Source organism: Nocardioides sp. InS609-2 (genome assembly GCF_023208195.1).
Lineage (GTDB): Bacteria > Actinomycetota > Actinomycetes > Propionibacteriales > Nocardioidaceae > Nocardioides.
The window spans coordinates 1,957,015-1,982,418 of the sequence record NZ_CP060034.1 but is presented as its reverse complement, the minus strand read 5'-3'; the positions used below and the strand labels follow the sequence as shown (position 1 = coordinate 1,982,418).

General features: G+C 70.6%; 32 protein-coding genes. 19 read left to right on the top strand and 13 right to left on the bottom strand.

Annotation, left to right across the window (positions count from 1 at the left end; all coding sequences use genetic code 11):
• Positions 1-76: 76 nt before the first annotated feature.
• From H4Q84_RS10395 to H4Q84_RS10365, 7 genes are all read left to right on the top strand, one after another.
• Positions 77-967, top strand: a complete 891-nt coding sequence (locus H4Q84_RS10395) for a hypothetical protein (protein ID WP_248583312.1) — start codon at positions 77-79, stop codon at positions 965-967.
• Positions 968-1,052: 85 nt separating this feature from the next.
• Entirely contained in the window at positions 1,053-2,159 is a 1,107-nt protein-coding gene (locus H4Q84_RS10390; protein WP_248583311.1) for a chemotaxis response regulator protein-glutamate methylesterase, read from the top strand.
• A gap of 2 nt (positions 2,160-2,161) precedes the next feature.
• Complete coding sequence (locus tag H4Q84_RS10385) at positions 2,162-2,995, top strand: protein-glutamate O-methyltransferase CheR (RefSeq protein ID WP_248583310.1); 834 nt, start codon at positions 2,162-2,164, stop codon at positions 2,993-2,995.
• Complete coding sequence (locus H4Q84_RS10380; protein ID WP_248583309.1) at positions 2,980-3,369, top strand: response regulator; 390 nt, start codon at positions 2,980-2,982, stop codon at positions 3,367-3,369. Before H4Q84_RS10385 ends, H4Q84_RS10380 begins: the two co-directional genes overlap by 16 nt.
• Before the next feature lies 1 nt (position 3,370).
• The gene (locus H4Q84_RS10375; protein ID WP_248583308.1) at positions 3,371-3,817 is read left to right on the top strand and encodes a chemotaxis protein CheX; all 447 of its coding nucleotides are present in this window, start codon (positions 3,371-3,373) and stop codon (positions 3,815-3,817) included.
• A 43-nt stretch (positions 3,818-3,860) separates the two neighbouring features.
• The gene (locus H4Q84_RS10370) at positions 3,861-4,223 is read left to right on the top strand and encodes a response regulator (RefSeq protein ID WP_248583307.1); all 363 of its coding nucleotides are present in this window, start codon (positions 3,861-3,863) and stop codon (positions 4,221-4,223) included.
• 26 nt (positions 4,224-4,249) lie between these two features.
• Complete coding sequence (locus tag H4Q84_RS10365; protein ID WP_248583306.1) at positions 4,250-4,735, top strand: hypothetical protein; 486 nt, start codon at positions 4,250-4,252, stop codon at positions 4,733-4,735.
• 31 nt (positions 4,736-4,766) lie between these two features.
• Here the strand turns inward: H4Q84_RS10365 and H4Q84_RS10360 are convergent, their stop codons facing one another.
• Together H4Q84_RS10360 and H4Q84_RS10355 are read right to left on the bottom strand one after the other, a co-directional pair.
• Positions 4,767-5,456 (bottom strand): amino acid racemase, encoded by a 690-nt coding sequence (locus H4Q84_RS10360; RefSeq protein ID WP_248583305.1) that lies wholly within the window; start codon positions 5,454-5,456, stop codon positions 4,767-4,769.
• Positions 5,457-5,496: 40 nt separating this feature from the next.
• Positions 5,497-6,252: an SDR family NAD(P)-dependent oxidoreductase gene (locus H4Q84_RS10355; protein ID WP_248583304.1), complete on the bottom strand. Its 756-nt coding sequence runs from the start codon at positions 6,250-6,252 to the stop codon at positions 5,497-5,499.
• A 26-nt stretch (positions 6,253-6,278) separates the two neighbouring features.
• Here H4Q84_RS10355 and H4Q84_RS10350 point away from each other — a divergent pair, with 26 nt between their 5' ends.
• The 5 genes from H4Q84_RS10350 (at position 6,279) to H4Q84_RS10330 (ending at position 10,171) form a co-directional block, all read left to right on the top strand.
• On the top strand, positions 6,279-7,166 hold the full coding sequence (locus H4Q84_RS10350) for a ribonuclease HI family protein (RefSeq protein WP_248583303.1): 888 nt from the start codon (positions 6,279-6,281) through the stop codon (positions 7,164-7,166).
• Positions 7,167-7,240: 74 nt separating this feature from the next.
• Positions 7,241-7,609, top strand: a complete 369-nt coding sequence (locus H4Q84_RS10345) for a hypothetical protein (protein ID WP_248583302.1) — start codon at positions 7,241-7,243, stop codon at positions 7,607-7,609.
• Between the two features lie 117 nt (positions 7,610-7,726).
• Positions 7,727-8,965 (top strand): D-inositol-3-phosphate glycosyltransferase, encoded by a 1,239-nt coding sequence (gene mshA / locus H4Q84_RS10340; RefSeq protein ID WP_248583639.1) that lies wholly within the window; start codon positions 7,727-7,729, stop codon positions 8,963-8,965.
• Positions 8,962-9,453 carry a YbjN domain-containing protein gene (locus tag H4Q84_RS10335; RefSeq protein WP_248583301.1) on the top strand — a complete coding sequence of 164 codons (492 nt, stop codon included), beginning with the start codon at positions 8,962-8,964 and terminating at the stop codon, positions 9,451-9,453. Before mshA ends, H4Q84_RS10335 begins: the two co-directional genes overlap by 4 nt.
• A gap of 88 nt (positions 9,454-9,541) precedes the next feature.
• Positions 9,542-10,171 carry a GNAT family N-acetyltransferase gene (locus H4Q84_RS10330; protein WP_248583300.1) on the top strand — a complete coding sequence of 210 codons (630 nt, stop codon included), beginning with the start codon at positions 9,542-9,544 and terminating at the stop codon, positions 10,169-10,171.
• On the opposite strand, the gene H4Q84_RS10325 is transcribed toward H4Q84_RS10330, so the two are convergent.
• From H4Q84_RS10325 to H4Q84_RS10310, 4 genes are all read right to left on the bottom strand, one after another.
• Positions 10,161-10,514: a DUF1304 domain-containing protein gene (locus H4Q84_RS10325; protein WP_248583299.1), complete on the bottom strand. Its 354-nt coding sequence runs from the start codon at positions 10,512-10,514 to the stop codon at positions 10,161-10,163. The two genes, H4Q84_RS10330 and H4Q84_RS10325, sit on opposite strands and share 11 nt — an antisense overlap.
• Before the next feature lie 7 nt (positions 10,515-10,521).
• The gene (locus H4Q84_RS10320; protein WP_248583298.1) at positions 10,522-11,409 is read right to left on the bottom strand and encodes a DMT family transporter; all 888 of its coding nucleotides are present in this window, start codon (positions 11,407-11,409) and stop codon (positions 10,522-10,524) included.
• Between the two features lie 205 nt (positions 11,410-11,614).
• Positions 11,615-12,292, bottom strand: coding sequence for a response regulator transcription factor (locus H4Q84_RS10315; RefSeq protein ID WP_248583297.1), 678 nt, complete (start codon positions 12,290-12,292; stop codon positions 11,615-11,617).
• Complete coding sequence (locus tag H4Q84_RS10310) at positions 12,289-13,455, bottom strand: ATP-binding protein (RefSeq protein ID WP_248583296.1); 1,167 nt, start codon at positions 13,453-13,455, stop codon at positions 12,289-12,291. The genes H4Q84_RS10315 and H4Q84_RS10310 overlap by 4 nt, the downstream gene beginning before the upstream one ends.
• Positions 13,456-13,576: 121 nt before the next feature.
• Between H4Q84_RS10310 and phoU the strand changes: the two genes are divergently transcribed.
• Positions 13,577-14,233 carry a phosphate signaling complex protein PhoU gene (gene phoU, locus H4Q84_RS10305; protein WP_248583295.1) on the top strand — a complete coding sequence of 219 codons (657 nt, stop codon included), beginning with the start codon at positions 13,577-13,579 and terminating at the stop codon, positions 14,231-14,233.
• Between the two features lie 49 nt (positions 14,234-14,282).
• Here the strand turns inward: phoU and H4Q84_RS10300 are convergent, their stop codons facing one another.
• The 3 genes from H4Q84_RS10300 to H4Q84_RS10290 all read right to left on the bottom strand — a co-directional run bounded on the left by H4Q84_RS10300 (position 14,283) and on the right by H4Q84_RS10290 (position 16,346).
• On the bottom strand, positions 14,283-15,026 hold the full coding sequence (locus H4Q84_RS10300; protein ID WP_248583294.1) for a phosphoglyceromutase: 744 nt from the start codon (positions 15,024-15,026) through the stop codon (positions 14,283-14,285).
• 2 nt (positions 15,027-15,028) lie between these two features.
• On the bottom strand, positions 15,029-15,562 hold the full coding sequence (locus H4Q84_RS10295; RefSeq protein ID WP_248583293.1) for a hypothetical protein: 534 nt from the start codon (positions 15,560-15,562) through the stop codon (positions 15,029-15,031).
• A 70-nt stretch (positions 15,563-15,632) separates the two neighbouring features.
• Positions 15,633-16,346, bottom strand: coding sequence for a UbiA family prenyltransferase (locus H4Q84_RS10290; protein ID WP_248583292.1), 714 nt, complete (start codon positions 16,344-16,346; stop codon positions 15,633-15,635).
• 201 nt (positions 16,347-16,547) lie between these two features.
• On the opposite strand from H4Q84_RS10290, the gene H4Q84_RS10285 reads away from it, so the two are divergent.
• A complete protein-coding gene (locus H4Q84_RS10285) occupies positions 16,548-17,033 on the top strand; it encodes a CarD family transcriptional regulator (RefSeq protein WP_248583291.1) in 486 nt (161 codons plus the stop codon).
• 78 nt (positions 17,034-17,111) lie between these two features.
• A complete protein-coding gene (locus H4Q84_RS10280) occupies positions 17,112-17,672 on the top strand; it encodes a 2-C-methyl-D-erythritol 4-phosphate cytidylyltransferase (RefSeq protein WP_248583290.1) in 561 nt (186 codons plus the stop codon).
• On the opposite strand, the gene H4Q84_RS10275 is transcribed toward H4Q84_RS10280, so the two are convergent.
• Positions 17,669-18,340: a 2-C-methyl-D-erythritol 4-phosphate cytidylyltransferase gene (locus H4Q84_RS10275; RefSeq protein ID WP_248583289.1), complete on the bottom strand. Its 672-nt coding sequence runs from the start codon at positions 18,338-18,340 to the stop codon at positions 17,669-17,671. The genes H4Q84_RS10280 and H4Q84_RS10275 overlap by 4 nt on opposite strands.
• A 100-nt stretch (positions 18,341-18,440) precedes the next feature.
• Here H4Q84_RS10275 and nirD point away from each other — a divergent pair, with 100 nt between their 5' ends.
• Positions 18,441-18,794 (top strand): nitrite reductase small subunit NirD, encoded by a 354-nt coding sequence (gene nirD / locus H4Q84_RS10270; protein WP_248583288.1) that lies wholly within the window; start codon positions 18,441-18,443, stop codon positions 18,792-18,794.
• Here nirD and H4Q84_RS10265 read toward each other — a convergent pair.
• Entirely contained in the window at positions 18,791-19,672 is an 882-nt protein-coding gene (locus H4Q84_RS10265) for an alpha/beta hydrolase (RefSeq protein ID WP_248583287.1), read from the bottom strand. The genes nirD and H4Q84_RS10265 overlap by 4 nt on opposite strands.
• Entirely contained in the window at positions 19,669-20,163 is a 495-nt protein-coding gene (ispF, locus tag H4Q84_RS10260; protein ID WP_248583286.1) for a 2-C-methyl-D-erythritol 2,4-cyclodiphosphate synthase, read from the bottom strand. The genes H4Q84_RS10265 and ispF overlap by 4 nt, the downstream gene beginning before the upstream one ends.
• A 31-nt stretch (positions 20,164-20,194) precedes the next feature.
• Here ispF and H4Q84_RS10255 point away from each other — a divergent pair, with 31 nt between their 5' ends.
• On the top strand, positions 20,195-21,706 hold the full coding sequence (locus H4Q84_RS10255) for a molybdopterin-dependent oxidoreductase (RefSeq protein ID WP_248583285.1): 1,512 nt from the start codon (positions 20,195-20,197) through the stop codon (positions 21,704-21,706).
• 18 nt (positions 21,707-21,724) lie between these two features.
• Here H4Q84_RS10255 and H4Q84_RS10250 read toward each other — a convergent pair whose 3' ends face one another.
• Positions 21,725-22,927 (bottom strand): C39 family peptidase, encoded by a 1,203-nt coding sequence (locus tag H4Q84_RS10250; RefSeq protein WP_248583284.1) that lies wholly within the window; start codon positions 22,925-22,927, stop codon positions 21,725-21,727.
• A 96-nt stretch (positions 22,928-23,023) separates the two neighbouring features.
• Between H4Q84_RS10250 and cysS the strand changes: the two genes are divergently transcribed.
• Both cysS and rlmB read left to right on the top strand, forming a co-directional pair.
• Positions 23,024-24,442, top strand: a complete 1,419-nt coding sequence (cysS, locus tag H4Q84_RS10245) for a cysteine--tRNA ligase (RefSeq protein WP_248583283.1) — start codon at positions 23,024-23,026, stop codon at positions 24,440-24,442.
• The gene (gene rlmB / locus H4Q84_RS10240; protein ID WP_248583282.1) at positions 24,442-25,404 is read left to right on the top strand and encodes a 23S rRNA (guanosine(2251)-2'-O)-methyltransferase RlmB; all 963 of its coding nucleotides are present in this window, start codon (positions 24,442-24,444) and stop codon (positions 25,402-25,404) included. Before cysS ends, rlmB begins: the two co-directional genes overlap by 1 nt.

The window sequence follows — 25,404 nt, the reverse complement described above, 5'->3', positions numbered from 1 at the left end:
CCAGGCCGGTGGCATCCTTGGGGGCGCCACCGGCTTCGTCGTCCCCTGACGACAGCCGACGCGGGGAGGGGTGACGATGCGCTACTCCGTCGTGGGCGCGGCCACCCTCGGCTTCGACCTGGCCCGGCTCCCGCACGGCGCAGCCGTCGCCGGTGTGCTGCGCGCTGCCCTTGCGTGTGGACCCGCCGAGCTCGACCGGCTCGCCGCTGCCCACCCCGGACCACGGGCCCGACGGCATCGCCACTCCGCGCTCGACGCCGCGATGGTCGAGCGTGATGCTCTGGCCGACCTCCTGCCAGACGCCGGGCGCGCGTTCGACGAGGCCGCGCGCGGGCAGCTGCACACCCTGCGTCGCCTCGAGAACGGCATGCTCGGCGACGCCGCCGGGCTCGACCACCTGGTGCGGCACGAGATCTTCGACTGGACCTGGTTGCGCAGTGGATCGATGGCCGTGCAGGACCCGGTCGCTGCCGACGCGGCCGACGTACTCTCCGACGCTGCTGTGGCCGAGTACCTCCGTGAGCCGGCCCACCCCGACCTGTGGGTCGAGATGACCGCGCCGTTGGGTGCCGCCGGGGTGCTGTCGGTCGACGGTCTCGACGGTCTCGACGTGGTCGACGCCCCGGGCGCCTCGTCCGTGCTGCGCGCCATCGCCTCGGCCGACGACGAGATGCGTACGGCGTGGCGTCGGGTCGTCGACGAGGTCCGCCCCCACACGGCCCAGTGGGCGCCGGCGATGCATCGAGCGACGTGGGCGGTGACCATGTCCGAACGGCTCCGGCTCGCCCTCGACGTGCAGCTCGCCGGGGTCGTCGCGTTCCACCGGGGCGGGTTCACCGCCTCCGACGGTGCGTACGGCGCGTGGAACGCGCTGGCGGGAGTCCTCCAGGCGCAGCTGGTCGACGACCTGCTGCCGGCCTCGGAGGCCGACGTACTCCTGCGCCCATGGCGTCTCGTCAGCGGCTGAATCGCTCAGGTCGCGTCGGCACCTGCCGATGAGTCAGGCGGTCACTCGTCCGGGGGACCACATCCCCCGCAGAATGAGGACTTCCATGGCGCCGATCCGCGTGCTGGTCGTCGACGACTCCGTCGTCATCCGGCGCCTGGTGAGTGACCTGCTCCAGGAGGACCCCGACATCGAGGTCGTCGGCACGGCCGTCAATGGTCGCGCGGCCCTGCACAAGGTCGAGTCACTGAAGCCCGACCTGATCACCATGGACATCGAGATGCCGGAGATGAACGGCATCGAGGCCGTGCGGGCGCTCCGCGCCTCCGGGTGCACGTCGCCGATCATCATGTTCAGCACGCTCACCGAGCAGGGCGCCGTCGCGACCCTCGACGCGCTTGCCGCGGGTGCCACCGACTACGTCGCCAAGCCGGCCAACGTCGGCAGCGTGCACCGCTCCATGGAGCTCGTGCGCGAGTCGCTCATCCCGCGTATCAAGTCACTCGTGCCCCGCACCTTCCTCCGTCCCTCGGCGGTCGTGCCGACGCCCAGGACCCTGACGTCGCCGCGGCCCTCGCTCGCGACGCGCACCGGCTCCGAGGGCTATCGGCTGCTCGTGATCGGCAGCTCCACCGGCGGCCCCGAGGCCCTCCACACCCTCTTCACGTCGCTGCCGCTCCTGCCCCTCCCGATCGCGGTCGTCCAGCACATGCCGCCGGTCTTCACCCGCCAGTTCGCCGCCCGACTCGACCGCGCTTCGGCGTGGGAGGTGACCGAGGTCGAGCACGACCAGCTGGTGGGCCCGGGCCAGGCCGCCATCGCACCGGGCAACTACCACCTCGAGCTCGTGTCCACCTCGCGGGGCTTCGTCGCCAAGCTCTCCCAAGGCCCGCAGGAGAACTACTGCCGACCTGCGGTCGACGTGCTCTTCCGCAGTGCCGCCGAGGCCGCCGGGGGCGCCGTGCTCGGTGTCGTGCTGACCGGCATGGGCCAGGACGGCGAGCGCGGCGCGGACCTCATCACCCAACGTGGCGGCAGCGTCATCGCCCAGGACCAGGCGACATCGGTCGTCTGGGGCATGCCGGGCGCCGTGACCAACGCAGGGCTCGCCGAGCTGGTGCTGCCGTTGCCGCAGATCGCCCCTGAGCTGGTCCGCCGGCTCGCCCGACCGAGCCGGATCGCAGTGCCTGAAGCAGTGGAGGTGGCCAGGTGAGCATGGGTTCCCGTGAGTTCGACTTCGTCCGTGACCTGGTCCGCACCGAAAGCGCGATCGTGCTCGACACCGGCAAGGAGTACCTCGTCGAGTCGCGGCTGCTGCCGCTCGCTCGCGCGGCTGGCCACAGCGACGTGACGTCGTACGTCGCGGACGTGGCCCTTCGTCGCCAGCCTCGCTTACTGACGGCCGTCGTGGAGGCGCTGACGACCAACGAGACGTCGTGGTTCCGCGACAACGACCCGTTCACGGCGTTGCGTACGACGGTGCTGCCGACGCTCGCGAAGACCCGGCCCCGGAAGGCGATCCGGATCTGGTGCGCCGCGTGCTCGAGCGGCCAGGAGCCCTACAGCGTCGCGATGTCGGTGCTCGACTCGCCGCTGCTCGCCAACTGGGACGTCACGATCGTCGCGACCGACCTGTCGGACGAGATGGTGCAGCGCGGTCGGGCGGGGGAGTACTCCCAGCTCGAGGTCAACCGTGGTCTGCCGGCGTCGCTGCTGGTGCGCCACTTCGAACGCGACGGCCTGAACTGGCGGATCAGTCCCGAGCTGCGCTCGAAGGTCGAGTTCCGCCAGCTCAACCTGCTGCGCCCCTACTCGTTGATGGGCAAGTTCGACATCGTCTTCATGCGCAACGTGCTCATCTACTTCGACCTGGAGACCAAGCGCGACATCCTGCGCCGGGTGCGCCAGGTCACGGCCCCCGACGGATACCTGTTCCTCGGCGGCGCGGAGATGACTCGTGGGGTCGATGACGGCTGGGAACGAGAGCCCACCGGTCGTTCCGCCCTGTACCGGATCAGAGAGGAAGATCGCTCATGCGTGCCCTGGTAGTCGACGACTCCCGCGCGATGCGCCGCATCGTCGGGAACATCCTGTCCACAGCTGGCTTCGAGATACTCCAGGCCGGTGACGGCCAAGAAGCGCTCGACGTGCTGGAGGCCCAGCAAGAGCCTCCCCAACTCGCCTGTGTCGACTGGAACATGCCCGTCATGGACGGCCTGACCTTTGTCACGCAGGTGCGCAAGCGCCCCGAGTGGCGAGGGATCACGCTCATGATGGTGACGACCGAGAGTGAGCAGGACCGCATTGTGCGGGCGCTCGCCGCCGGCGCCCACGAGTACCTCACCAAGCCCTTCGAGGCCGATGACATGCGCCAGAAGCTGGAGTTCCTCGGCCTGCTTCCCGACGTACCCGTGGAGGTGTGAGATGACGACCGTCCTTGCGCCCAACGACGTCCTGCTCGGCGCCGTCGTCGAGCAGGTGTGGACCGCGATGCTGCACCGGCCGGTGCTGCCCTGGCTCGGTTCGTGGCCCTCCGGCCAGACAGGCGTCCTGGCATCGATCACCGTCGACGGCGACTGGAGCGGCACGTTGCGGCTCTGGTGCCCCGACTCGGCCGCCGTGTCGATGACCCGCGCGTTGCTGAGGCTCACGGAGGGCGTCGACCCCGAGCTGGACGACGTCGAGGATGCGCTCGGCGAGGTGGTCAATGTCGTGGCAGGCAGCCTCAAGGGTGCCGTCGGCGGCACCTCGTCGCTCGGTCTGCCGAGCGTGACCGAGGGCTCCACGCCCGAGCTCGCCGCCGATGCCGTCCACCTCACCGTGTCCTGGCACGACGACCCCGTCCTGATCTCGATCCTCCCCGCCCGCTGACCCCCCAGCCGGTGCGTCCCACGAGTAGAAACGGAACACTCCCATGAAGGTCCTCATCGCCGACGACAGCAGGGTCATGCGCCAGATCGTGCTCCGCACGCTGCGCCAGGCCGGGCTCGGTCACCACGACTTCGTCGAGGCCGAGGACGGCGTCGACGCGCTCGCGAAGGTCGCCAGCGAGCGCCCCGACATGGTGCTCTCAGACTGGAACATGCCCAACATGACCGGCATCGAACTGCTCCGTGAGCTTCGTGCCGGTGGCAACGCCGTGCCGTTCGGCTTCGTCACCTCGGAGGGCTCGCCCGAGATGCGTGACCTCGCCCAGAAGGCCGGTGCGATGTTCGTCATCGCCAAGCCGTTCACCCCGGACACCTTCCAGGACGCGCTCGGCGCGGTCCTGGTCTGACCCACCGACTCGAGGAGCACCCGACCATGCAGATGCCTGACCGCAAGCAGATCAAGGACCTCTTCGAGGGCCTGCTGGGCCGCGACGTCACCATCGGCGACGCACCGGAGCCGCTGAGCCCCGACATCGTGCCCGCCCCGGCCTTTGCCGTGTACGTCGATGACGCAGGTCGTCTGTCAGCTGTGGCCCTGATGGATTTCGTGCTCGTCGCGTACACGGGCGCGGCGCTGGCCCTCGTGCCCGTCGGTGGTGCTGAAGCGGCGATCGAGGACAACGTGATGCCCACGAACCTGATGGACAACACCGCCGAGCTCCTCAACGTCCTTGCCGCCCCGATCGGCGACGCCAGCGGGATCCACCAACGCCTCGAGCGCACCTACAGCCCGAACGACGTCCTGCCCCCCGAGCTTGCCGCCATCGCCGCCACCCTGGGGGCGCGCGAGGACGTCACGGTCGGGATCGCGGGCTACGGATCCGGCCGGCTGGCCATGGTGTCGGTCCCGACGTACTGACGCTCTGTGGGTGGTCGAGTCTCCGCGAGACTCAGGCCAAAGCGCGGTCGAGCGCCGCGCGCACGTGCAGCGTCGTACACGGGAAGAGCGGCACCTCGCAGTCGGCCTGGTGGACGAGCAGCTCGAGCTCGGTGCAGCCAAGGAGCACGCCGCCGGCACCCGCGTCCCACAGCTCGTCGATCAGCGCGACGACCCGGCGACGGGTCCCGTCGACCACGCGACCGTGCACGAGCTCTTCGTAGATCGCGGCGTTGAGCCACTCGTGGTGCACGGCGTCGGGGACGATGACCTCCGGCCCGCCCTCGGCGATGCGGTTGATGAAGAACGGGTCGTTCATGGCGACGGTGGTGCCGAGGAACGCGACCTTCTCGACGCCCGCCGCGCGGCACGCGTCGGCCACGACGTCGGCCAGGTGCAGCAGCGGGATGTCGACGGCGGCGGCGACCTGGCCGGCCACCTTGTGGAACGTCGTGGTGCACAGCATCAGGAAGTCGGCGCCGGCGCGCTCGACGCCCTGGGCCGCCTCGCTGAGCAGGGTGCCGATCTGGTCCCAGCGCTCGTTGTCCTCCATGTCGGTGACCTCGGCAAAGTCGACCGTGCTGAGGACGACCTTCGGTGACGACAGGCCACCGAGCCGTTCCTGAACCCCGACGTTGAGGTCGCGGTAGTAGACGAGGCTGGATTCCCAGCTCATGCCGCCGATGAGTCCGATGGTCTGCACAGCGGAAGTGTGCCACTTCCGGGAGGCCGCGCGGAGGGGGCTACACCCGGTGGACCTTGTGCTGCGCGGCCTGCGCGCGCGGACGCATCACCATCTCGTCGATGTTGACGTGCGAGGGACGGGTGGCGATCCAGGTGATGGCGTCGGCGATGTCGGCCGCGACGAGCGGGTCGGGCACGCCGTCGTACACGGCGTCTGCCTTCGCCTGGTCGCCACCGAAGCGCACCAGTGCGAACTCGTCGGTCTGCACCAGCCCGGGCGCGACCTCGCTGATCCGGATCGGCTCGCCGCACAGCTCCAGCCGGAGCGTCTCGGTGACGACCCGGGTGCCGTGCTTGGCCGCGGTGTAGCCGGCGCCGCCTTCGTAGGCGATGCGGCCGGCGGTCGAGCCCATGTTGATGATCACGGCGTCGCCGGACTCGCGGAGCGCCGGCAGCAGGGCCTGGGTCACGCGCAGCAGGCCGATCACGTTGACGTCATACATCGCCTGCCACTGCTCGGGGTCGGCGATCGCGATCTCGTCGGACCCGAACGCGCCACCCGCGTTGTTGACCAGCACGTGCACCGGGCCATCGAGGGCGGCGATGAGACCGGCCACCGACTCGGCGGAGGTCACGTCGCAGGCGACCGCCACGCCGCCGATCTCGGCGGCCAGTGCCTCGATCCGGTCCGTACGACGCGCGGCGCAGACCACCCGGAAGCCCGCACCGGCCAGGGCCCGGGCGGTCGCTGCACCGATGCCACTGCTCGCACCGGTGACGACGGCAACCCGACGGGAGTCCTCATCAGTTGTCATGGCGCCATGATGGCAGGATCGCGCGGGTGACGATCACTGCAGCCGCTGACGGCTCCGCCCTGGGCAACCCCGGACCGGCCGGTTGGGGCTGGTACTCCGACGACGATCACTGGGCGTGCGGCGGCTGGTCCAACGGCACCAACAACATGGGCGAGCTGATGGCTGTGCTCGACCTGCTGCAGCAGACCGCGCACCTCGACGACGAGCTGCACATCATCTGCGACAGCACCTACGTCATCAACTCGATCACCAAGTGGATGCCCGGCTGGAAGCGGCGCGGCTGGAAGAAGGGCGACGGCAAGCCCGTCATGAACATCGACCTGATGAAGGCGCTCGACGAGGCCATGAAGGGTCGTCGCGTCGTCTTCGAGTGGGTCAAGGGGCATGCCGGCCACCCGCTCAACGAGGAGGCCGACCGGCTCGCCAACGCTGCGGCCACCGCGTGGAAGTCCGGGGCCGCGCCGGATCCCGGTCCGGGTTTCGCTGGCGCCCAGGTCGCCCACCCGGCCGCCATGCCGGGTCAGATCGACGAGGAGCCCGACCTCTTTGCCGACCTCGAGAGCGCCGATCCGGTCGAGACGCCCGAGCAGACCGTGATCGCCCTCGAACGCTCACTGCTGACCGACCAGGTCCGCGCCGACGCGGTGTCGGTCGCGGCCCTGCTGCACCCGCTCTGGCAGGAGATCGGCAAGTCCGGGAGGCTGTGGAGCCGAGACGAGATCCTCGCCGAGATCGGGCCGATCGGGCTGATCAGCCTCGAGGTGGTCGACGTGCAACGGCTGTCCGACGACGTGATCCTGCTCCTGTGGCGCAGTCACACCGACGAGGCGAGCGCGCTGCGTTCGTCGTTGTGGGTCCGCGAGTCCGGCCGCTGGGTGCAGCGGTTCCACCAGGGCACGCACACCGCCGACTGACGCCCACGGGCCCATTTGCGCCGCGTGAGAGTGCTGGCACACTTGGCCCGCCCGGCCCGGAAGAGAAGGTACTCATGACCCCACGTCGTATCGCCGGCCTCTGCTGCCTGCTCGGCGGCGCCGTCTGGGTCGCGAGGTGGGTCCTGGCCCCGTCGGGCTCCGCTGCGGACGCGATGCGGTACGCCGGCCTGGCGCTGCTCGGAGTCGGCCTGCTGATCGCCGGGGCCGGTCTCGCGCGGCGCGGCACATGGTGGTTGCGCGCCGTCGCCGGAGTGGGCGCGGCCGGGCTGACATGGTCCGTCGTCGAGATGTTCCGACCGGTCGGCGGCGCGCTGATGTTCGACAGCATCACCGGGATCGTCGCGATCATCGGTGGGATCTTCGCCTCCGTGACCGGCCGGGCCCGCACGCCCAGGCGGTCCGCCGGCGCGCATGCCCGCTGAGGCGCATCCACGGCTCCGGGAATCCCGCGGCCCCATTTGCGGTTGTGGTCCTTTGGACCGACCGACGAAGGGGCACCGGTGACACGACAGTCGACGCAGTGGCGCGGCCGGGTGGCGATGATCAGCCTCCACACCTCCCCGCTCGACCAGCCGGGCACTGGCGACGCCGGCGGCATGAACGTCTACGTCATCGAGCTGTCCAAGCGTCTCGCCGCCCAGGGCATCGCGGTCGACATCTTCACGCGCGCGACGTCCTCGACGCTGGCGCAGGTCGTCGAGGCCTCCGACGGCGTGCTGGTGCGGCACATCAACGCCGGCCCTTTCGAGGGGCTGACCAAGGCCGAGCTGCCGGGTCAGCTCTGTGTCTTCGCCCGCGAGGTGCTGCGCACCGAGGCGGCCCAGCCGATCGGCCACTACGACGCCGTCCACTCCCACTACTGGCTCTCCGGCCAGGTCGGCGCGCTGGCCCGCGATCGTTGGGGGGTGCCGCTCGTGCACTCGATGCACACCATGGCGAAGGTCAAGAACGCCGCGCTTGCCGAGGGTGACAGCCCCGAGCCCCTGGCCCGCGTCATCGGTGAGGAGCAGGTCGTCGAGGCCGCCGACATGCTCATCGCCAACACCGACATCGAGGCACGGCAGCTCGTCGACCTCTACGACGCGGTGCCCGACCGCGTCGAGATCGTGCACCCGGGTGTCGACCTGAGCGTCTTCCGGCGGCGCGACCAGGCGGAGGCCCGCCGGATGGTCGGCCTGCCCGAGGACGCTCACGTGCTGCTGTTCGCCGGCCGGATCCAGCCGCTCAAGGCCCCCGACGTACTCCTGCGCGCGGTCGCCGTGCTCCTCGACGAGGATCCTGCCCTGCGCTCGGGCCTGGTCGTGCCGATCGTCGGCGGCCCCTCCGGCAGCGGCCTCGAGCACCCCGAGTCGCTCGCTCAGCTCTCTGCGGAGCTCGGCCTCGACGACGTGGTCCGGTTCGTGCCGCCGGTCGCACAGACCGAGCTGGCCACGTGGTGCGCGGCCGCCACTCTGGTCGCCGTGCCGTCGTACAACGAGTCGTTCGGGCTGGTCGCCGCCGAGGCCCAGGCCACCGGCACCCCGGTCGTCGCGGCCGCTGTCGGGGGACTCACCACCGTGGTCGCCGACGGTCGCAGCGGACTGCTGGTCGACAGCCACGAGCCCCGCGACTGGGCGGCCGCCCTCGGCTCGATCATCCGCGACGACGACCTGCGCGCCCGGCTCTCCGCCGGCGCCGTCGAGCAGGCCCGGCTCTTCGCCTGGGAACGCACCGCCGAGCGCACGCTCGAGATCTACAAGCGGGCAGCGTCGCTGATGCGCCTGGAGGCCAGCGCATGACCGCAGACGTGGTGCGCGACTTCCTGAGCGCCGAGGAGATCGAGTTCACCGAGGCCTCGCCCGGCTCCTTCTCGCTGACCCTGCCCGGCGAGCGCAAGCTCCAGACCGCGGTGCGCCTTGACGTCGGCCCCCACGCCCTCGGCGTACACGCGTTCGTCTGTCGCAACCCCGACGAGAACCACGCCCGCGTCTACCGCTGGCTGCTCGAGCGCAACCTCAAGATGTACGCAGTGGCGTTCGCCGTCGACCACCTCGGTGACATCTACCTCGACGCGCGGCTGCCGTTGTCGATGGTGAACCCCGAGGAGCTCGACCGGCTGCTGGGCTCGGTGCTGGCGCACGCCGACGAGTCGTTCAACGCGATCCTCGAGCTCGGCTTCGCCTCCTCCATCCGCAAGGAGTGGGAGTGGCGGCTCTCGCGGGGCGAGTCGACGAAGAATCTCGAGGCGTTCACCGCGCTGCGGCCCTCGGACGGGCCGTCCGCCTAGCAGCAGCGACAGTCCTGCGCGTTGAACAGTTGTTGGACCACACCAGCCGCGTGGTCGAACGGTTGACTAGCCGCCTAGGGTCGCGCGTGTGGACTGGCCCTTCTTCGACCTACGTCTGACATGTGGCGCCGTCACGTTGCGTCCTGTGACAGATACCGACGTGCCGGAGCTGGCCGATCTGTTCCCGGACGACGCTGAGCAGGACCCGCACGCGGAGCGACTCGTCGGTCTGGCCCCAGCCGCCGACCGTCGTCGCTTGCTGGTGCAGGGCATCTGGCGCGATCGCGGCTCCTGGTCGCCGAGGTCGTGGTGCCTCGACTTGGCGGTGGAGGTAGACGGTCAGCTGGTCGGCCTGCAGTCTCTGGAGGGAGAGGACTTCCCGAGGTTGCGGACCGTCGACACCGGATCCTGGCTGGCCGTCCCGGCGCGTGGCCGTCGTACGGCCGTGGCCATGCGGACCTCGGTCCTGGGTCTCGGCTTCGACCACCTCGGTGCGGAAGCGGCGGTGTCGTCGGCACGGTTCGACAACGTGGCGTCATTGGCGGTGTCGCGACGGCTGGGTTACGTCGACAACGGGGTCAGCCGAACCGATTCGCCCAGCGGCGTGGTCGAAGTGCAGCACCTGAGACTTGCTCGCAAGACCTGGGAGGCGGTCCGCCACAGCGTGACTGTGACCGGTCTGGAGCCGTGCCTGCCGTGGTTCGGCCTCAGCGGCTGATCACCAACGCCAGCAGGGCCAGCGCTGCGGGAAGCGCCTGGATGAGCAGGATGCGGCGGCTCACGGTGGCCGCGCCGTACAGGCCGGCGACGACGACACAGACGAGGAAGAAGACCTTCACATCGAACCGGTCGTCGACCAGGCCCCAGACCAGGCCGGCGACCAGGAAGCCGTTGTAGAGGCCCTGGTTGGCGGCCAGCGACTTGGACTCCTCGGCGAACTCGGGCTTCAGCCCGAAGGCCTTGTGCCCGGTGGGCGTGTTCCAGAGGAACATCTCGAGCACGAGGAAGTACGCGTGCAGCGCAGCGACCAGCCCGATCAGAACGTTCGCGAGGATCTGCATGCGGTCATCATGGCCGAGTTTCGACCGGGCCGGGGCATTCGGGCACCTGCGCCACGGGCCTGGTCGTACGGCGCGTCAGCAGCACCCCGATGATGCAGAGCGCGCCGCCACCGAACGCCAGGGCGGCGGGCACCTCGCCGAGGGCCAGCCAGGCGATCAGCGTGGTGATGAACGGGACCAGGAACGTGGTCATCGCGAACTTGCCGGCGTCGGAGTGGGAGAGCGCGTAGGCCCACGTGGTGAACGCGATCGCGGAGGGGAAGACGCCCAGGAAGACGATCCAGCCCAGGTTGGCGACGCTGGTCTCGCCGGCGACCTCCACCAGCTCGCCGGCCCACGGCAGGCACACGACGGCACCCACGACGTAGTACCAGAAGGTCATCTCGAGGGCGCTCATCGCCCCCAGCAGCTTCTTCTGGGTGATCACGCCGACGGCGAACGTCAGCGCCGCGACGACCGCGAGCACAACACCGAGCAGGTCGCCGTTGCCACCGGTGGAGGAGACCCGGCCGATCACTACGACGCCGGCGAAGCCGACGGCCAGGCCGGCCAGCAGCCAGCGGGTCAGTCGCTCGCCGAGGAAGAACGTGGCCAGCAGGGCCACCAGGATCGGCCCGATCTGCACGATTAGGGCGGCGGTGCCGGCGTCGATGCGACGCTCGGCCTCGTTGAGGGTGAGGTTGTAGATGCCGATCCACGTCGCCCCGCCCAGGACGATCAGAGGCCACTCGCGTCGGGTCGGCCAGCGCCGGTTGCGCTGGAACTGCAGCATCACGCCCAGCGCGACCACAGCCACGAGCAACCGTCCCAGCGAGAGGGCTCCGGGCGGCACGTCACGGCCCAGATGCCGGATCGCGACGAACGCCGAGGCCCACATCAGCAGCGTGAACGCCACTGCAGCCAGAGGCTTCCACGGCACCACGGGTGCGCGGTCGGAAGCGGTCGGGTGAGGAGTCTGTGGTTGGGGGGACCGGGTCGTCGGCGATGTCACCCTTCGAACCTAGATGCTCCCGCCGACATCGACCGCCCGATTTACGGTCGCGGACCAGCGACTTTCGGACGTCGATTCCGGGCCGGCGTCGCGCGGGGCTCCTGCTCGGTCAGAGGTCGAGCTTGTAGCCGAGCCCGCGCACGGTGACGAGGTACTTCGGCTCCGACGGATCGGGCTCGAGCTTGGCGCGCAGCCGCTTGACGTGCACGTCGAGGGTCTTGGTGTCGCCGACGTAGTCGGAGCCCCACACCCGGTCGATCAGCTGCCCGCGCGTCAGCACCCGGCCGGGGTTGCGCAGCAGCATCTCGAGCAGCTCGAACTCCTTGAGCGGCAGCCGTTGCTCGGTCCCGCCGACGGTCACGACGTGCCGCTCGACGTCCATCCGCACCGGACCGGCCTCGAGCGTGTCGGGCAGCAGGTCGGGCTCGTGCCCCCGCCGGAGTACGGCGCGGATCCGGGCCACGAGCTCGCGCGGCGAGTACGGCTTGGTGACGTAGTCGTCGGCGCCCAGCTCGAGCCCGACCACCTTGTCCACCTCGTCGTCCTTGGCCGACACCATGATCACCGGGACGCTCGAGGTGGCCCGGATCTGGCGGCACACCTCGGTGCCGGGGATCCCGGGCAGCATCAGGTCGAGGAGCACGATGTCGGCGCCGTTGCGGTCGAACTCGCTGAGCGCCGCGTGGCCGTCGGCCGCGATCGCGACCTCGAAACCCTCCTTGCGCAACATGTAGGCAAGAGCGTCGCTGTAGCTCTCTTCGTCCTCGACAACGAGTACCCGGGTCACCGGCGTACCTCCTGGGTGCTGTGCTTGGTGTGGTCGGTGGTGTGCGTGGTGGTGCTGCGCGGCAGGCTCAGGGTGAACGTCGACCCCTGGCCCTCGACGGACCACACGCTGACGTCGCCACCGTGCGTGGCCGCGACGTGCTTGACGATCGAGAGGCCGAGGCCCGTGCCGCCGGTGGAGCGGTGGCGCGCCGGGTCGACCCGGTAGAACCGCTCGAAGATCCGGTCGATCTCTCCCGACGGGATGCCGATGCCCTGGTCGATCACCGAGACCTCGACGCTCGTCTCGGTTCCGCGTGTCGTCACGACGACGCTCGAGCCCTGGCCCGAGTAGGCGACGGCGTTGGCGACCAGGTTGCTGACGGCGGCGGTGATCTGCTCGTCGCTGCCGTAGACCTGCAGGCCGCTGTCTCCGCCGGTGATCAGGTTGATGTGCTTGGCCCGCGCCTCGATGGCGCTGGTGTCGACGGCGATCGCGATCACCTCGTCGATCTTGACGCGCACCGGCATCTCGAGCGGGTCGTCACCCTGCAGCCGCGACAGCTCGATGATCTGCTGCACGAGCCTGGTCAGCCGGTCGCTCTCGGTCAGCATCCGGCCGGCGAAGCGCTTGACGGCCTCGGGGTCCTCCGACGCGTCGGCGACGGCCTCGGACAGCAGCCGGATCGCGCCGACCGGGGTCTTCAGCTCGTGGCTGACGTTGGCGACGAAGTCGCGTCGTACGGCCTCGACCCGGCGCTCGCGGGTGCGGTCCTCGACCAGCGCCAGCACCAGCCGGGACCCCAGCGGCGCGACCCGGGCGGTGACCATCCGCGGGGCGGCGTGGTTGCGGGTGAGGGACAGCTCTGTCTCGCGGATCTGCCCGTCGCGGCGCACCTGGCGCACGACCTCGGCAAGCTCCTCGATGACCAGCTCGTTGCCGCGCACGAGCCCGAACGCGTACGCCGGCGCGGAGGCCTTGAGCACGACGTCACTCTCGTCGACGACGACCGCGCTGCTGCGCAGCACGGAGAGCACCGTCGCCACACCCGCCGGCACGGCGGGCTCCTCGGGCGTCGCCAGCTGGTGCTGCTGGCGGTCGCTGATGTGCCAGGCGAGCACGGAGACCGCACCGACGACCACGCCGATGACGGCGGCCAGGGAGGCCTGGGTCGTCGGATCCACGTGCCCAGAGTACGGCGGCATTCACCGTGCGTTCGCCACCGAATGCGGGGGGCAACAACTGTTCACCCGTCGTTCACGCGTCATCGCCGTCCGGACACCCGGCCTCCGTACAGTCCGCGACATGCGTGATGCCTTCCATGACCAGCTCGACGGAATCTTCGAGGACCTCGCCGCCATCGGCCGACTCGTCGAGACCGCGGTCGAGCGAGCGACCCGTGCCCTACTCACCGCCGACGCCGGCCTGGCCGAACAGGTCATCTCTGCCGACGTCGACATCGACCGCGCTCGCGAGCGCGTGGAGGACGACGCGTTCCAGATGCTGTCCCTCCAGGCGCCGGTCGCCGGCGACCTCCGGATCGTGGTCGCCGCGCTGCGGATGGTGACCGAGCTGGAGCGGATGGGCGACCTCTCGGTGCACGTCGCCAAGATCGCCCGGCTCCGGGTGCCCAACATCGCCGTACCCGAGCAGATCCGGCCCAGCATCGAGCGGATGGCCGAGGTCGCCGAGGCGATGGTGCGCCGGACCACCGCGATCATCGCCCTGCGCGACGTCGACGCGGCGCTCGACCTCCACAAGGACGACGAGGAGATCGACCGGCTGCGCCGCGACAGCTTCGTGACGCTGCTGGCCGACGACTGGTCACACGGTGTCGAGGCGGCCGTCGACGCCGCCCTGCTGGGCCGTTACTACGAGCGGATCGCCGACCACGCGGTGTCGATCGCCAACCGGGTGGTGTTCGTGGTCACCGGCAAGGCGCCGCAGGACATCGACGCGTAGCTCTTCGATAGTCGAGCGCCTCGAGAGGACGAGCGAGGTGTAATGCGACTCAGCGACCCTGGTTGGCGACCGCGGCAGCAGCCGCGGACGCCGCCTCGGGGTCGAGGTAGCGACCACCCACGCCCGTCGGCATCAGGTCGTCACCGAGCTCGTAGACCAGCGGCATGCCGGTGGGGATGTTGAGCTCCGCGATGTCCTCGTCGCTGATGCCGTCGAGGTGCTTGACGATCGCGCGCAGGCTGTTGCCGTGGGCGGCGACGAGCACGGTGTGCCCGGCGCGAAGGTCGGCCGTCACGTCGGACTCCCAGTAGGGGAGCAGGCGGGTGATGACGTCCTTGAGGCACTCGGTGCGCGGCAGGTCGGCGCCGAGGTCGGCGTACCGCGGGTCACCCGCCTGCGAGAACTCGTCGTCGTCGTCGAGCGGCGGCGGGGGTACGTCGAAGCTGCGGCGCCACATCATGAACTGCTCTTCGCCGTACTGCGCCAGCGTCTGCTTCTTGTCCTTGCCCTGCAGCGCGCCGTAGTGGCGCTCGTTGAGCCGCCAGCTGCGTCGTGCCGGGATCCAGTGCCGGTCGGCGGTGTCGAGCGCGAGGTTGGCGGTGGTGATCGCCCGCCGCTGAAGCGAGGTGTGTACGACGTCGGGCAGGAGGCCGGCCTCGACGAGCTGCTCGCCCCCGCGGACCGCTTCGGCGCGGCCCTTGTCGGTGAGGTCGACGTCGACCCAGCCGGTGAAGAGGTTCTTGGCGTTCCAGTCGCTCTGGCCGTGGCGGAGCAGCACGAGGGTGTGGGTCATCGTCACTCCCCACCCTCGGCGGGCTCGGCGATGGCGCACTCCTCGGGGCCGGCCGGCACGCCGGCGACGTCGTTGTAGATGCCGCAGTTGACGACGACGGGCACCTTCATGTTCGCGGTCTCGCCGTTGCTGAAGGCGACGTTGACCTGCACGTAGTCACCGGCCGCGAAGGTGCCGGTCACGGCGATCGGGGTCTCGGAGATCGCCAGGTTGACCAGCGCGCCGGGCGCGATGTCGACGGGCGTCACCTCGGCGGCGGACAGCTCCTCCTGGTCGTTGCTCGAGAGGCCCTCGAGCTGGACGGACTCGGTCTGGGAGTTGTTGGACAGCGACGCGATGAACACCCCCTCGCCCTCCGCCCCGGTCACGACGGTGGCCGCCAGCACGTCGACGACGCCGGCGCGGTCGTTGGCACCGTTGGCGGGCGTGTAGTAGCGGTCGGTCGCCAGGTTGAATCCACAGGAGGTCGACACCGCTGCGGCGAGCAGGAGCGCGCCGATGAGCGTGCGGGGAGTGGACTGCTTTCGGAGCTGCATGCGGTGGCCTTCGCGGGTCTGGGTCAGCGGGGGTCGGACGCAGCCCACAGCCTAGCGGCGTGCGGCCGGGTCAGGACTGCTGGGCCAGCCCGACCTGTTGCGCCACCACGAGCAGCGCGAAGAGCACGAGCACGACGTACGCGCAGCCGGCGACGAGGAGCCTGGTCGCCCCGGTCTTCATGGCGATGCGCAGGGGCAGCGAGCGGTAGCCGTCCTGGTTGTCCACCACGAGCCCGGGCAGCGAGCGCAGCACGTGGACGCCGACGCCGAGCAGAACCGCCACGACCGTGATCGCGACCTCCGGGGGAGTGTCGGAACCGGAGCCGCTCCATCCGCCGTACGACAGGTAGGCGGGGTAGAGCGCAAAGCTCGCTGCCCACGGCAGCCACGAGAGCCAGCCCTTGCGCAGCGTCACGTTGCCGAAGAGGCCGATCAGCACGATCAAGAGGTACGACGTGCCGGCGGGCACGCCCGCAGCGACCGAGAGGGGTACGACGAGCAGGACGGCGCACGCGATCGCGAACCAGACGGTGCCCGGGTCGATCAGCGCCTCGCCGACCGGCTTGCCCGGGATCTCGTGCCGGGCGTCGCGGGCGCGGTCGACGATGTCGTGGTGCCACCCGACGATCGCCTGACCCACCAGCACGGTGCCGAGCACGAGGAGCACCTCCCGTCCGGGGCGACCAGAAAGCGCCGCTGCGACGGCGACACCCACGGCCGTCAGCAGGGCCTGACGGGGGTGGGCGGCGCGGAGCAGCAGCACGGGAAGGGACCGATCAAGCATGTGCCGAAGTATCGCGGCTCGTCCGCCCCAGGGCGGCACATATGACCCTCCCGTGCGGACGAGTCGAGCCCTGAAACCTGGCCGCCACCACAGGAGCACATGTTCTGTCAAGCCCACAATGGGCCTCTGACCTGCGGAAACGAAGGAAGCGGCCAGTCGAGGACGTGTTAGAATGGAGTCCTAGGAAGGGGTACCGAACATATGACTTTCACCGTCGGCGAAACGGTTGTTTACCCGAATCACGGGGCTGCCATCATCGAGGACATCGAGATGCGGACCATCAAGGGGGAGGACCGGGAATACCTCGTTCTTCGGATTGTCGCTCAGCAGGACCTGGTCGTGCGCGTCCCGGCCTGCAACCTCGATCTTGTCGGCGTCCGCGACGTCGTCGACAAGGAGGGCCTCGACCGCGTGTTCGACGTCCTCCGGGCCGCCCATGTGGAGGAGCCGACCAACTGGTCGCGCCGCTACAAGGCCAACCTCGAGAAGCTGCACAGCGGCGACGTCATGAAGGTCTCCGAGGTCGTCCGCGACCTGTGGCGTCGTGAGCGTGACCGCGGGCTCTCCGCGGGTGAGAAGCGGATGCTGGCCAAGGCGCGCCAGATCCTCGTCTCCGAGCTTGCGCTGGCCGAGCACACCAACGAGGACAAGGCCGAGGCGATCCTCGACGAGGTCCTCGCCTCCTGAGTTCAACTCATCAGCACGACCCCCGACACACGTCCCGTGTCGGGGGTCGTGCTGTCTCTCGATAGCGTGGCCCGCACGATGTCCGAGTACGACGAGGTCCCCGACGCCCTGGGCGTCGTGCTGGCCCACGACCGCGGCACCCTCCCGTTCACGCTCATCCACGGTGAGGCCCTGGTCGCGTGCGCGTCCTGGGCGCTGGGGCAGTCGGGCGTGACGCCGGTCGACGGTTCCGCCGACTGGGCGTCGATCCGCGACGCGGCCGAGCCGTTCGCGCTGCACGACAGCCTGTGCCCGATGACGCCGGCCGGGTTCATCGCCTCCTGCGTCCGCCGCGCGGTCGACGACGACGTGGTCGTGGTCGGCGTCCGGCCGGTCACCGACACCGTCAAGGTCGTACGCGCCGGCCTGGTGGGTGAGACCGTCGACCGGGCCGGGCTGTTGGCGCTGGCGTCCCCGGTCGTGCTGCCGGCACGGGTCGTGGTCGGCCTCGAGACGCCGCCCGGCGAAGACCTCTCCGCACTCGTGTCGCGGCTGGTCGCCGACCACGCGGTGGAGTTCGTCGAGGCGCCGCCGGAGGCTCGGCGGGTGGCCTCGCCCGACGACGTACGCCTGCTCGAGCTGCTGACCGCGCCTGACTAGAGCAAGGCGGCGGCGAGGGCGACGTCCTCGGCGAACGTCACCTTGAGGTTGTGGCTCGTGGAGGGCACGGCGGCGACCTCGACGTCGGCGTAGCGGTCGAGCACGGCCGCCGTGTCGGTCGCGTCGAAGCCCTCCGCCGCGGCCGCGGTGTGTGCGGCCAGCAGCGCGGGTGCCCGGAACGCCTGCGGAGTCTGTACGACGCCCAGGCCGGCCGCGGCCCCCGTGCCGTCACTGCGGATCAGTCCGCTGGCCGGGACGACCGGGATCGCCCCGCCGTGCACGCGTGCCGCCGCCAGGGTGGCCTCGAAGAGCGCGACGTCGGCCAGCGGGCGCGCGCCGTCGTGGATTGCCACGACGTCGATCTCGCCCGACCCGATCTCGGCGCGCAACGCGCGGACCGCCGCCCACTCCGACGCGTGCCGGGTGGCGCCCCCCTCGACCAGCAGCACCTCGGCGTCGCCGAGATGTGGGCTCAGGGCGTCGGCCACGGCATCACTCTCGCCGGGCGCGAACACGACGACCACCCGTCGTACTCCCGGGACGGCCAGGGCGGTGGTCACCGAGTGCGCGAGCACCGGCCGGTCGCCCAGCACCAGCAGGACCTTGTTGACCTCGGCGCCGACACGCGAGCCGGAGCCGGCTCCGAGGACGACGACGGCGGCAGACATGGAGGTGAGGGTACGGCGGTCCGTTTCACGGACGAAACACGACGGAGACCCCGCCACAACACGGCGCACCTACTTTCGGGAGCAACCGGAGGAGGCGCGGATGGGCACGGAGTGGGAACCGGTGTGCCGGCTGGTGGAGCTCGAGGTCGACCGCGGCGCGACCGCGCTCGTGCACGGGCAGGCGGTGGCCATCTTCCGCACCGACGACGACCAGGTGCGCGTGCTGGGCAACTACGACCCGTTCGCCAAGGCGTCGGCGCTGGCCCGCGGCATCGTGGGTGTGCGGGGGGACGTGCCGTTCGTGGCGTCGCCCCTGCACCGGCACGCGTTCGACCTGCGCACGGGTGAGTGTCTCGACGATCCGCACGTCGTCGTACCCGTATATGAGGTTCGCGTCGTCGACGGCGTGGTGCTGGTTGGTCTGCGAAGGCTGCCGGAGGCGTCCGCTGGCTAGCCGGTGGCGACGAGGGCTGCGTCCACCAGCTCGATCAGCGCGTCGCTGACGAGACGATCTCGCTCCAGGGGCAGCATGTGGCCGGCGCCGGGCGCCACGACGAGCCGGGCGCCGCGCACCGAGGCGGCGATCCGCCGTGCGTGCGACAGCGGGGTCAGCAGGTCCTCGCTGCCGACGAGCACGACCGTGGGGATCCCGTCGTACGCCGCGAGGGCCGCGGCCCGCTCGTGCGTCTGGAAGTCGGCGTAGAACCCGCTCATCGTCTCCGGCGGGCAGTTGATGATCTGGTCGACGACGAGACCGGCGTCGCGCGGGCGCAGCGGCTCTCCGAAGAGGAACCTGTTGACCACCCACCGTTCGATCCGGGGTGTACGACGGCGCTCGCGGCGCGACAGCAGCCGGGCCCGGGCAGCCAGCAGCCGGGGCACCTGCGCCTTGACCCGCGGAGCAAGCTCGCGCATCCCGAGGGTCACCTTGTCCATGTGGCCCGACGACGTGGCGACGAACGCCGCGCCTAGTACCCGCTCGACCAGGTCGGGTCGCTGCTCGGCCAGCGACATCATCGCCATCCCGCCCAGCGAATGACCGGCGACGACCAGGGCTCCGGTGGGCGCGTGTGCGTCGATCACGTCACCCATGTCGCGGGCCACGTCGGCCACCGTGCACGACGCCGCCGGTGACCTGGCCGAGCGGCCGTGGCCGCGGTGGTCCCACGTCAGCACGGCGATCTCGTGGCCGTAGCGGCTCAGCAGGTCGCGCACCTGGTAGTGCCAGTCGGCGACGTCGGCGGTCCAGCAGTGCGCGAGTACGACGGTCAGCGGGGCGTCGTCGTGGCCGTGCCGCTCGACGTACAGCTCGAGGCCGTCCTGCGTGATCACCGGCCGACCACCAGTGCGGTGGCGATGGCGGCGATGCCCTCGCCGCGGCCGGTGAGGCCGAGCCCGTCGGTGGTCGTGGCCGAGACCGACACCGGAGCACCGACAGCCGCCGACAGTGCGGCTTCGGCCTCGGCGCGGCGCGGCCCGAGGCGGGGGCGGTTGCCGATGACCTGGATCGCGACGTTGCCGATCTCGTAGCCGGCCGCGCGCACCCGACGGGCGGTCTCGGCGAGCAGTGCCGCGCCGGAGGCGCCGGCCCACTCGGGCTCCGACGTACCGAAGTTGCTGCCGAGATCGCCGATCCCGGCGGCCGAGAGGAGCGCGTCACAGGCGGCATGGGCGGCCACGTCGGCGTCGGAGTGACCCGCGAGACCCAGGGGCTCGTCTGGCCAGGCGAGGCCGGCCAGCTGGAGCTCCGCACCCTCGACGAGACGGTGTACGTCGGTGCCGACGCCGGTGCGCGGCAGGGCCGGAGGGGGCAGGTCGGTCACGACATGATCATGCCTGAGTCACACTTGGGACATGACGGGGTCTCGCAGGTGGGCAGTGGCAGGACTGGTGTCCGGCCTCGCTGGTCTCGCGACGAGCTACGCCGTCGCCCTGCTCCTCACGATCCGCGAGTCGCCGGTCGTGGCCGTCGCCGAGCTGGTCGTGCGGATGACGCCGGGTTTCGTCGCCGAACGCGCCATCAGGCTCCTGGGCCACGCCGACAAGCCGGTGCTCGTCGTGACGGTCATCTTGCTGACCTCTCTCATGTTCGTGATCGTCGGGTGGCTGGGCTCCCGATCGTGGCGCTGGTCGCTGCTGGCCTGGCTGGCCTTGGCCGGCTTCGGCCTCTTCGCCGTGCTGAGCCACTCGGGGGCGCGGGCGACCGACGCACTGCCGGTGATCGTCGGCTTCGTCACCTGGGTGGTCTGCCTCGACCTGCTCGGCCGTCGCGTCAAGCCGGCACCGGGCGCCGACGACGACGGTCGGCGCCGGTTCCTGACGACGGCGGCCACGATCGGTGCGGGTGCAGCGGGCGTAGCGGTGCTGGGCCGCTTCGTGGGTGCCGGCAAGCGCAGGGTCGAGGAGAGTCGACGGCTGCTGCGGCTGCCCGGGATCACCCGGCGCGAACCTCCGGTCAAGACCCGGATCGGCGTCGACGGGATCACGCCCTGGCGCACTCGCCCCGAGGACTTCTATCTCATCGACACCACGATCGCGGTGCCGACGATCACCGCCAGCGACTGGCGGCTGCGCATCCACGGCCTGGTCGACCGCGAGCTCACGCTGAGCTTCTCCGACCTTCTCGACCGTGAGCTCACCGAGGCCTGGATCACTCTCAACTGCGTCTCCAACCCGGTGGGTGGGCCACTCATCGGCAATGCCTGGTGGAGCGGCGTCCGGCTGGCCGCGCTGCTGGAGGAGGTGGGCGTGCAGGCGGGCGCCGACGCCGTGCTCCAGACCAGTGACGACGGCTGGACATGCGGCACCCCCCTCTCCGCGCTCACCGACGATCGCGACGCGATGCTGGCCGTCGCGATGAACGGCCGGCCGCTGCCTCTCGAGCACGGGTTCCCGGTGCGCACGATCGTTCCCGGGCTCTACGGCTACGTGTCGGCGTGCAAGTGGGTAGTCGACCTCGAGGTCACGAAGTTCAGCGACTTCTCCGCCTACTGGACCGACCGCGGCTGGTCGGAGCAGGGGCCGGTCAAGCTGTCCTCACGCATCGACGTACCCCGGTCCGGCGCCGACGTCCCGGCCGGCGACCTGCGCGTGGGCGGCATCGCGTGGGCGCAGCACACCGGCGTCGAGAAGGTCGAGGTCGCCCTCGACGGCGGTGCCTGGACGACCGCCGAGATCGCCGACCCCGGCACCGACGACACCTGGGTGCAGTGGGCGGCCACCGTGTCGGTCACCCCGGGCGACCGCATCCTGCGCGTCCGCGCCACGGACAAGACCGGGTTCGTGCAGAGCAGCGCGCTGGTCGACGTCGTACCCAACGGTTCCGAGGGCTGGCACGGCGTCGACTTCACCGTGCAGGACGCGTAGCCCGCTGGCCGCCGAAGTTCAGCGGATGACGTACGCCGTGCCGCCGGAGGTCGGGATCCAGGCGTCCTCGAACTCCGAGCGCCTGTAGGTACGCCGAACGCTCGCGTCGGTGGGGGCGGCGGGGTCGTTGACGACCACGTCTCCGGTCGCGGTGAAGCCGACGATCACCATCACGTGGCCGGGCGTCGACGAGATGGGGGCGCCGGTGAGCTCGCCGCGGCCGAATGCGACCGACACGACGAGCGGGGTGCCGGCGGTGATGTAGTCCTCGGCCTCACGCAGGCTGCGCAGCCGCGTCACATACGCCTCGGGCACGGACTGCCCGGCGTACGCCGTGTTGAAGGCCCAGTTGCCGGTGCCGTCGTAGCCGTGGTCGTAGGTCATCCGGGCTGCGTAGTCGACCATCGGGTCGGGGTGGCCGGAGCCGGCGTAGGCCAGCGCTGCGGCCGGTGTCGCGCCGCGGTAGCCGAGCACCATCGCGACCGACGTCGGCGAGCACCAGGCCTCACCGCCGCCACCCCACTGCGGGTAGTGACCGGCATGCACCATCTGGGAGTACGCCGGCACGTCGAGGGTGGTGCCCACGCCCGGCCCGGGCGCGGAGGTGTGTACGTCGTCGGTGACGGGCAGCCGTGAGGCGACCGCGCCGACCCGGTCGAGCGAGACGACAGCGCCCGAGTCGGGTGCGCGGAGCAGCGTGACCTTCAGCTGCCAGCCGGTCGCGGCATTCGTGTCGCCCAGAATGCGCAAGGTGTCGACGGCGACGCGAGCCAGGTCGTCTGTCTGAGTGCCGGCGGAGGTGCGGCGAATGGCCTCGCCCGAGGTCCAGCGGCCCATCACGTCCCATGAGGAGGTGGAGGCGGTCGTGCGGACCCGCGCCTTGACCTCGATCCAGCTCTGGCCGGGCGTGGTGGCCTGCCACGAGGGGATCAGCTCGGTGAGGGCGAAGCCGGGCTCGACCCAGGCCGACGTCCAGCTGCCGGTCTCGTACTTCTTGCCCAGGTAGGTACGGTGCCCGGTCGGCTTCTTGAGCTTCAGCGACCCCTTCGCGACCTTGACGCCGACCAAGGTGCCGGCGCGCAGCTGGCCGCCGGAGGTCCAGGAGGTCTGCGTGATCTGCCGATCCTCGACGCGCGCCGTGTCGGCCGTGGCGGCCTGCGGGACGGTCAGCGCAGGCACGAGCACGGCGGCAAGCAGGGCAGTGAGGGGAAGGCGGCGCACGCGACGACGGTAGGTCACATCAGCCCCATCCGTCACGCCATTCGGTGATGCCGCGCGGATGCAGGGCGGCGTCGGGGCCGCACTTAGGATGGGCTGGTGAACTTCAGGCTCCACGACACCGCGACCCGCGAGGTCCGTGACTTCGTCCCCCTCGAGGAGGGGAAGGCGGGTCTCTACGTGTGTGGGCTGACCGTGCAGAGCGAGCCGCACGTCGGGCACGTGCGCTCCGGGGTCAACTTCGACGTGCTGCAGCGCTGGCTGGGGGTGCTCGGCTACGACGTGACGTTCATCCGCAACATCACCGACATCGACGACAAGATCCTCGCGAAGGCCGCCGAGCAGGGCCGGCCCTGGTACAACCTCGCCTACGCGATGCACCGCGAGCTCGACCGGGCCTACGCCGCGCTCAACGTCGCGCCGCCGACCTACGAACCGGCCGCCACCGGGCACATCCCCGAGATGATCGAGATGATCGGGCAGCTCATCACCCGCGGCCACGCCTACGCCGCGGAGGACGGGTCCGGCGACGTCTACTTCGACGTGCGCTCCTGGCCGTCGTACGGCGAGCTGACGCGGCAGGGCATCGACGACATGGAGTCAGCAGAGGCAGTCGCCGACCCGCAGATGGCAGCCAGGAAGCGCGACCCGCGCGACTTCGCGCTGTGGAAGTCGTGGAAGAAGGCGACCGAGCCCGAGACCGCTGCCTGGCCCTCGCCATGGGGTCCGGGGCGTCCGGGCTGGCACATCGAGTGCTCGGCGATGGCCGAGAAGTACCTCGGCACGGCCTTCGACATCCACGGCGGCGGCGTCGACCTTCGGTTCCCGCACCACGAGAACGAGCAGGCACAGTCGCGCGCCGCGGGCCACGGCTTCGCGTCGTACTGGATGCACAACGCGTGGATCACCACCGCCGGCGAGAAGATGAGCAAGAGCCTCGGCAACTCGCTGACGATCCCCGCTGTGCTCGAGCGCTTCCGCGGCATCGAGCTGCGCTACTACCTGGTGGCGGCGCACTACCGCAGCCACGTGGAGTTCAGCTTCGAGGCGCTGGAGGAGGCCGCGACCGGGTTCCGGCGGATCGAGGCGTTCCTCGAGCGGTCAGGTGTCGACCTAGCGCAGCCGACGGACGCCGAATCCGTGTCCCAGGATTTCTGGGACGCCATGAACGACGACCTCGGCACACCCGCCGCCGTCGCCTCCATCCACGACCATGTGCGGCTCGGAAACAAGGCCTTGGCTGCCGGGCAGGACGCAACCACCTATGCGTCGGTCATCCTGGCGATGCTCGACGTGCTCGGGCTGCACCCCTCCGACGCTGCGTGGTCCACGGGCTCCTCCGCCGACACCGACAAGCTCACCCAGGCCGTCGACGTCCTCGTCGCCGGCCTCCTCGAACGACGTGCCGAGGCGCGTGCGGCGAAGGACTTCGCCACCGCCGATGCGATCCGCGACCGGATCGTGGCCGCGGGCATCGACATCGAGGACACCCCCACCGGCCCCCAATGGAGCATCTGATGCCAGGTAACTCATCCCGCAAGGGCGCGATCCGCAAGACCGGCAAGGGCCCGACCGTGGGCTCGGGCGGTCGCGTGAAGCGCGGCCTCGAGGGCCGGGGGCCGACGCCGAAGGCCAAGGACCGCCCCAACCACAAGGTCTACAAGTCCAACGAGAAGACCGAGCGCGCCGAGCAGGCCCGCCCCAAGCGCCGCAGCGCGAAGAGCACCGAGGCCGAGTGGGTCGCCGGTCGCAACTCCGTGGTCGAGGCGCTGCGTGCCGGCATCCCGGTCACCGGCATCTACGTCGCCGAGGGCGCCGAGCGCGACGCCCGGCTGCGTGAGGCCTTCAAGCTGGCTGCCGAGCGCGGTCTCTCGCTGCTCGAGGTCACCAAGGCCGAGCTCGACAAGATGACCGGTGGCGCGGTGCACCAGGGCCTCGCAGCCCGCATCCCGTCGTACGAGTACGCCCACGCCGACGACCTGCTCAACTCCGCCGGCAGCGGCGAGATGGCGCTGATCGTGGCCCTCGACTCCGTCACCGACCCCCGCAACCTCGGCGCCGTCGTACGTTCGGCCTCGGGCTTCGGCGCGCACGGCGTGCTCATCCCCGAGCGCCGCGCGGCCGGCATGACCGCGTCGGCGTGGAAGACCTCGGCCGGTGCCGCAGCACGCACTCCGATCGCGCAGACCGTCAACCTCGTCCGTCAGCTCAAGGCCTACCAGTCGGCCGGCTGCATGGTCGTCGGTCTCGCGGCCGATGGTGACGTCACGCTGCCCCAGCTGGTGTCCGAGGGCGGCCTGTTCGACGTACCGCTCGTGATCGTCGTCGGCTCCGAGGGCAACGGCCTCTCGCGACTCGTCGCCGAGACCTGCGACCAGCTCGTCAGCATCCCGATGGCCAACCAGCTCGAGTCGCTCAACGCCGGCGTCGCAGCCTCCGTCACCCTGTACGCCGTGTCGCAGGCGCGCGCCGCCCGCTGA

Coding starts and splice junctions, on each gene's coding strand:
- H4Q84_RS10395 (WP_248583312.1), top strand. CDS start 77: ATGCGCTACTCCGTCGTGGGCGCGGCCACCCTCGGCTTCGACCTGGCC.
- H4Q84_RS10390 (WP_248583311.1), top strand. CDS start 1,053: ATGGCGCCGATCCGCGTGCTGGTCGTCGACGACTCCGTCGTCATCCGG.
- H4Q84_RS10385 (WP_248583310.1), top strand. CDS start 2,162: ATGGGTTCCCGTGAGTTCGACTTCGTCCGTGACCTGGTCCGCACCGAA.
- H4Q84_RS10380 (WP_248583309.1), top strand. CDS start 2,980: ATGCGTGCCCTGGTAGTCGACGACTCCCGCGCGATGCGCCGCATCGTC.
- H4Q84_RS10375 (WP_248583308.1), top strand. CDS start 3,371: ATGACGACCGTCCTTGCGCCCAACGACGTCCTGCTCGGCGCCGTCGTC.
- H4Q84_RS10370 (WP_248583307.1), top strand. CDS start 3,861: ATGAAGGTCCTCATCGCCGACGACAGCAGGGTCATGCGCCAGATCGTG.
- H4Q84_RS10365 (WP_248583306.1), top strand. CDS start 4,250: ATGCAGATGCCTGACCGCAAGCAGATCAAGGACCTCTTCGAGGGCCTG.
- H4Q84_RS10355 (WP_248583304.1), bottom strand. CDS start 6,252: ATGACAACTGATGAGGACTCCCGTCGGGTTGCCGTCGTCACCGGTGCG.
- H4Q84_RS10345 (WP_248583302.1), top strand. CDS start 7,241: ATGACCCCACGTCGTATCGCCGGCCTCTGCTGCCTGCTCGGCGGCGCC.
- mshA (WP_248583639.1), top strand. CDS start 7,727: ATGATCAGCCTCCACACCTCCCCGCTCGACCAGCCGGGCACTGGCGAC.
- H4Q84_RS10335 (WP_248583301.1), top strand. CDS start 8,962: ATGACCGCAGACGTGGTGCGCGACTTCCTGAGCGCCGAGGAGATCGAG.
- H4Q84_RS10325 (WP_248583299.1), bottom strand. CDS start 10,514: ATGCAGATCCTCGCGAACGTTCTGATCGGGCTGGTCGCTGCGCTGCAC.
- phoU (WP_248583295.1), top strand. CDS start 13,577: ATGCGTGATGCCTTCCATGACCAGCTCGACGGAATCTTCGAGGACCTC.
- H4Q84_RS10300 (WP_248583294.1), bottom strand. CDS start 15,026: ATGACCCACACCCTCGTGCTGCTCCGCCACGGCCAGAGCGACTGGAAC.
- H4Q84_RS10295 (WP_248583293.1), bottom strand. CDS start 15,562: ATGCAGCTCCGAAAGCAGTCCACTCCCCGCACGCTCATCGGCGCGCTC.
- H4Q84_RS10290 (WP_248583292.1), bottom strand. CDS start 16,346: ATGCTTGATCGGTCCCTTCCCGTGCTGCTGCTCCGCGCCGCCCACCCC.
- H4Q84_RS10285 (WP_248583291.1), top strand. CDS start 16,548: ATGACTTTCACCGTCGGCGAAACGGTTGTTTACCCGAATCACGGGGCT.
- H4Q84_RS10280 (WP_248583290.1), top strand. CDS start 17,112: ATGTCCGAGTACGACGAGGTCCCCGACGCCCTGGGCGTCGTGCTGGCC.
- H4Q84_RS10275 (WP_248583289.1), bottom strand. CDS start 18,340: ATGTCTGCCGCCGTCGTCGTCCTCGGAGCCGGCTCCGGCTCGCGTGTC.
- nirD (WP_248583288.1), top strand. CDS start 18,441: ATGGGCACGGAGTGGGAACCGGTGTGCCGGCTGGTGGAGCTCGAGGTC.
- H4Q84_RS10255 (WP_248583285.1), top strand. CDS start 20,195: ATGACGGGGTCTCGCAGGTGGGCAGTGGCAGGACTGGTGTCCGGCCTC.
- rlmB (WP_248583282.1), top strand. CDS start 24,442: ATGCCAGGTAACTCATCCCGCAAGGGCGCGATCCGCAAGACCGGCAAG.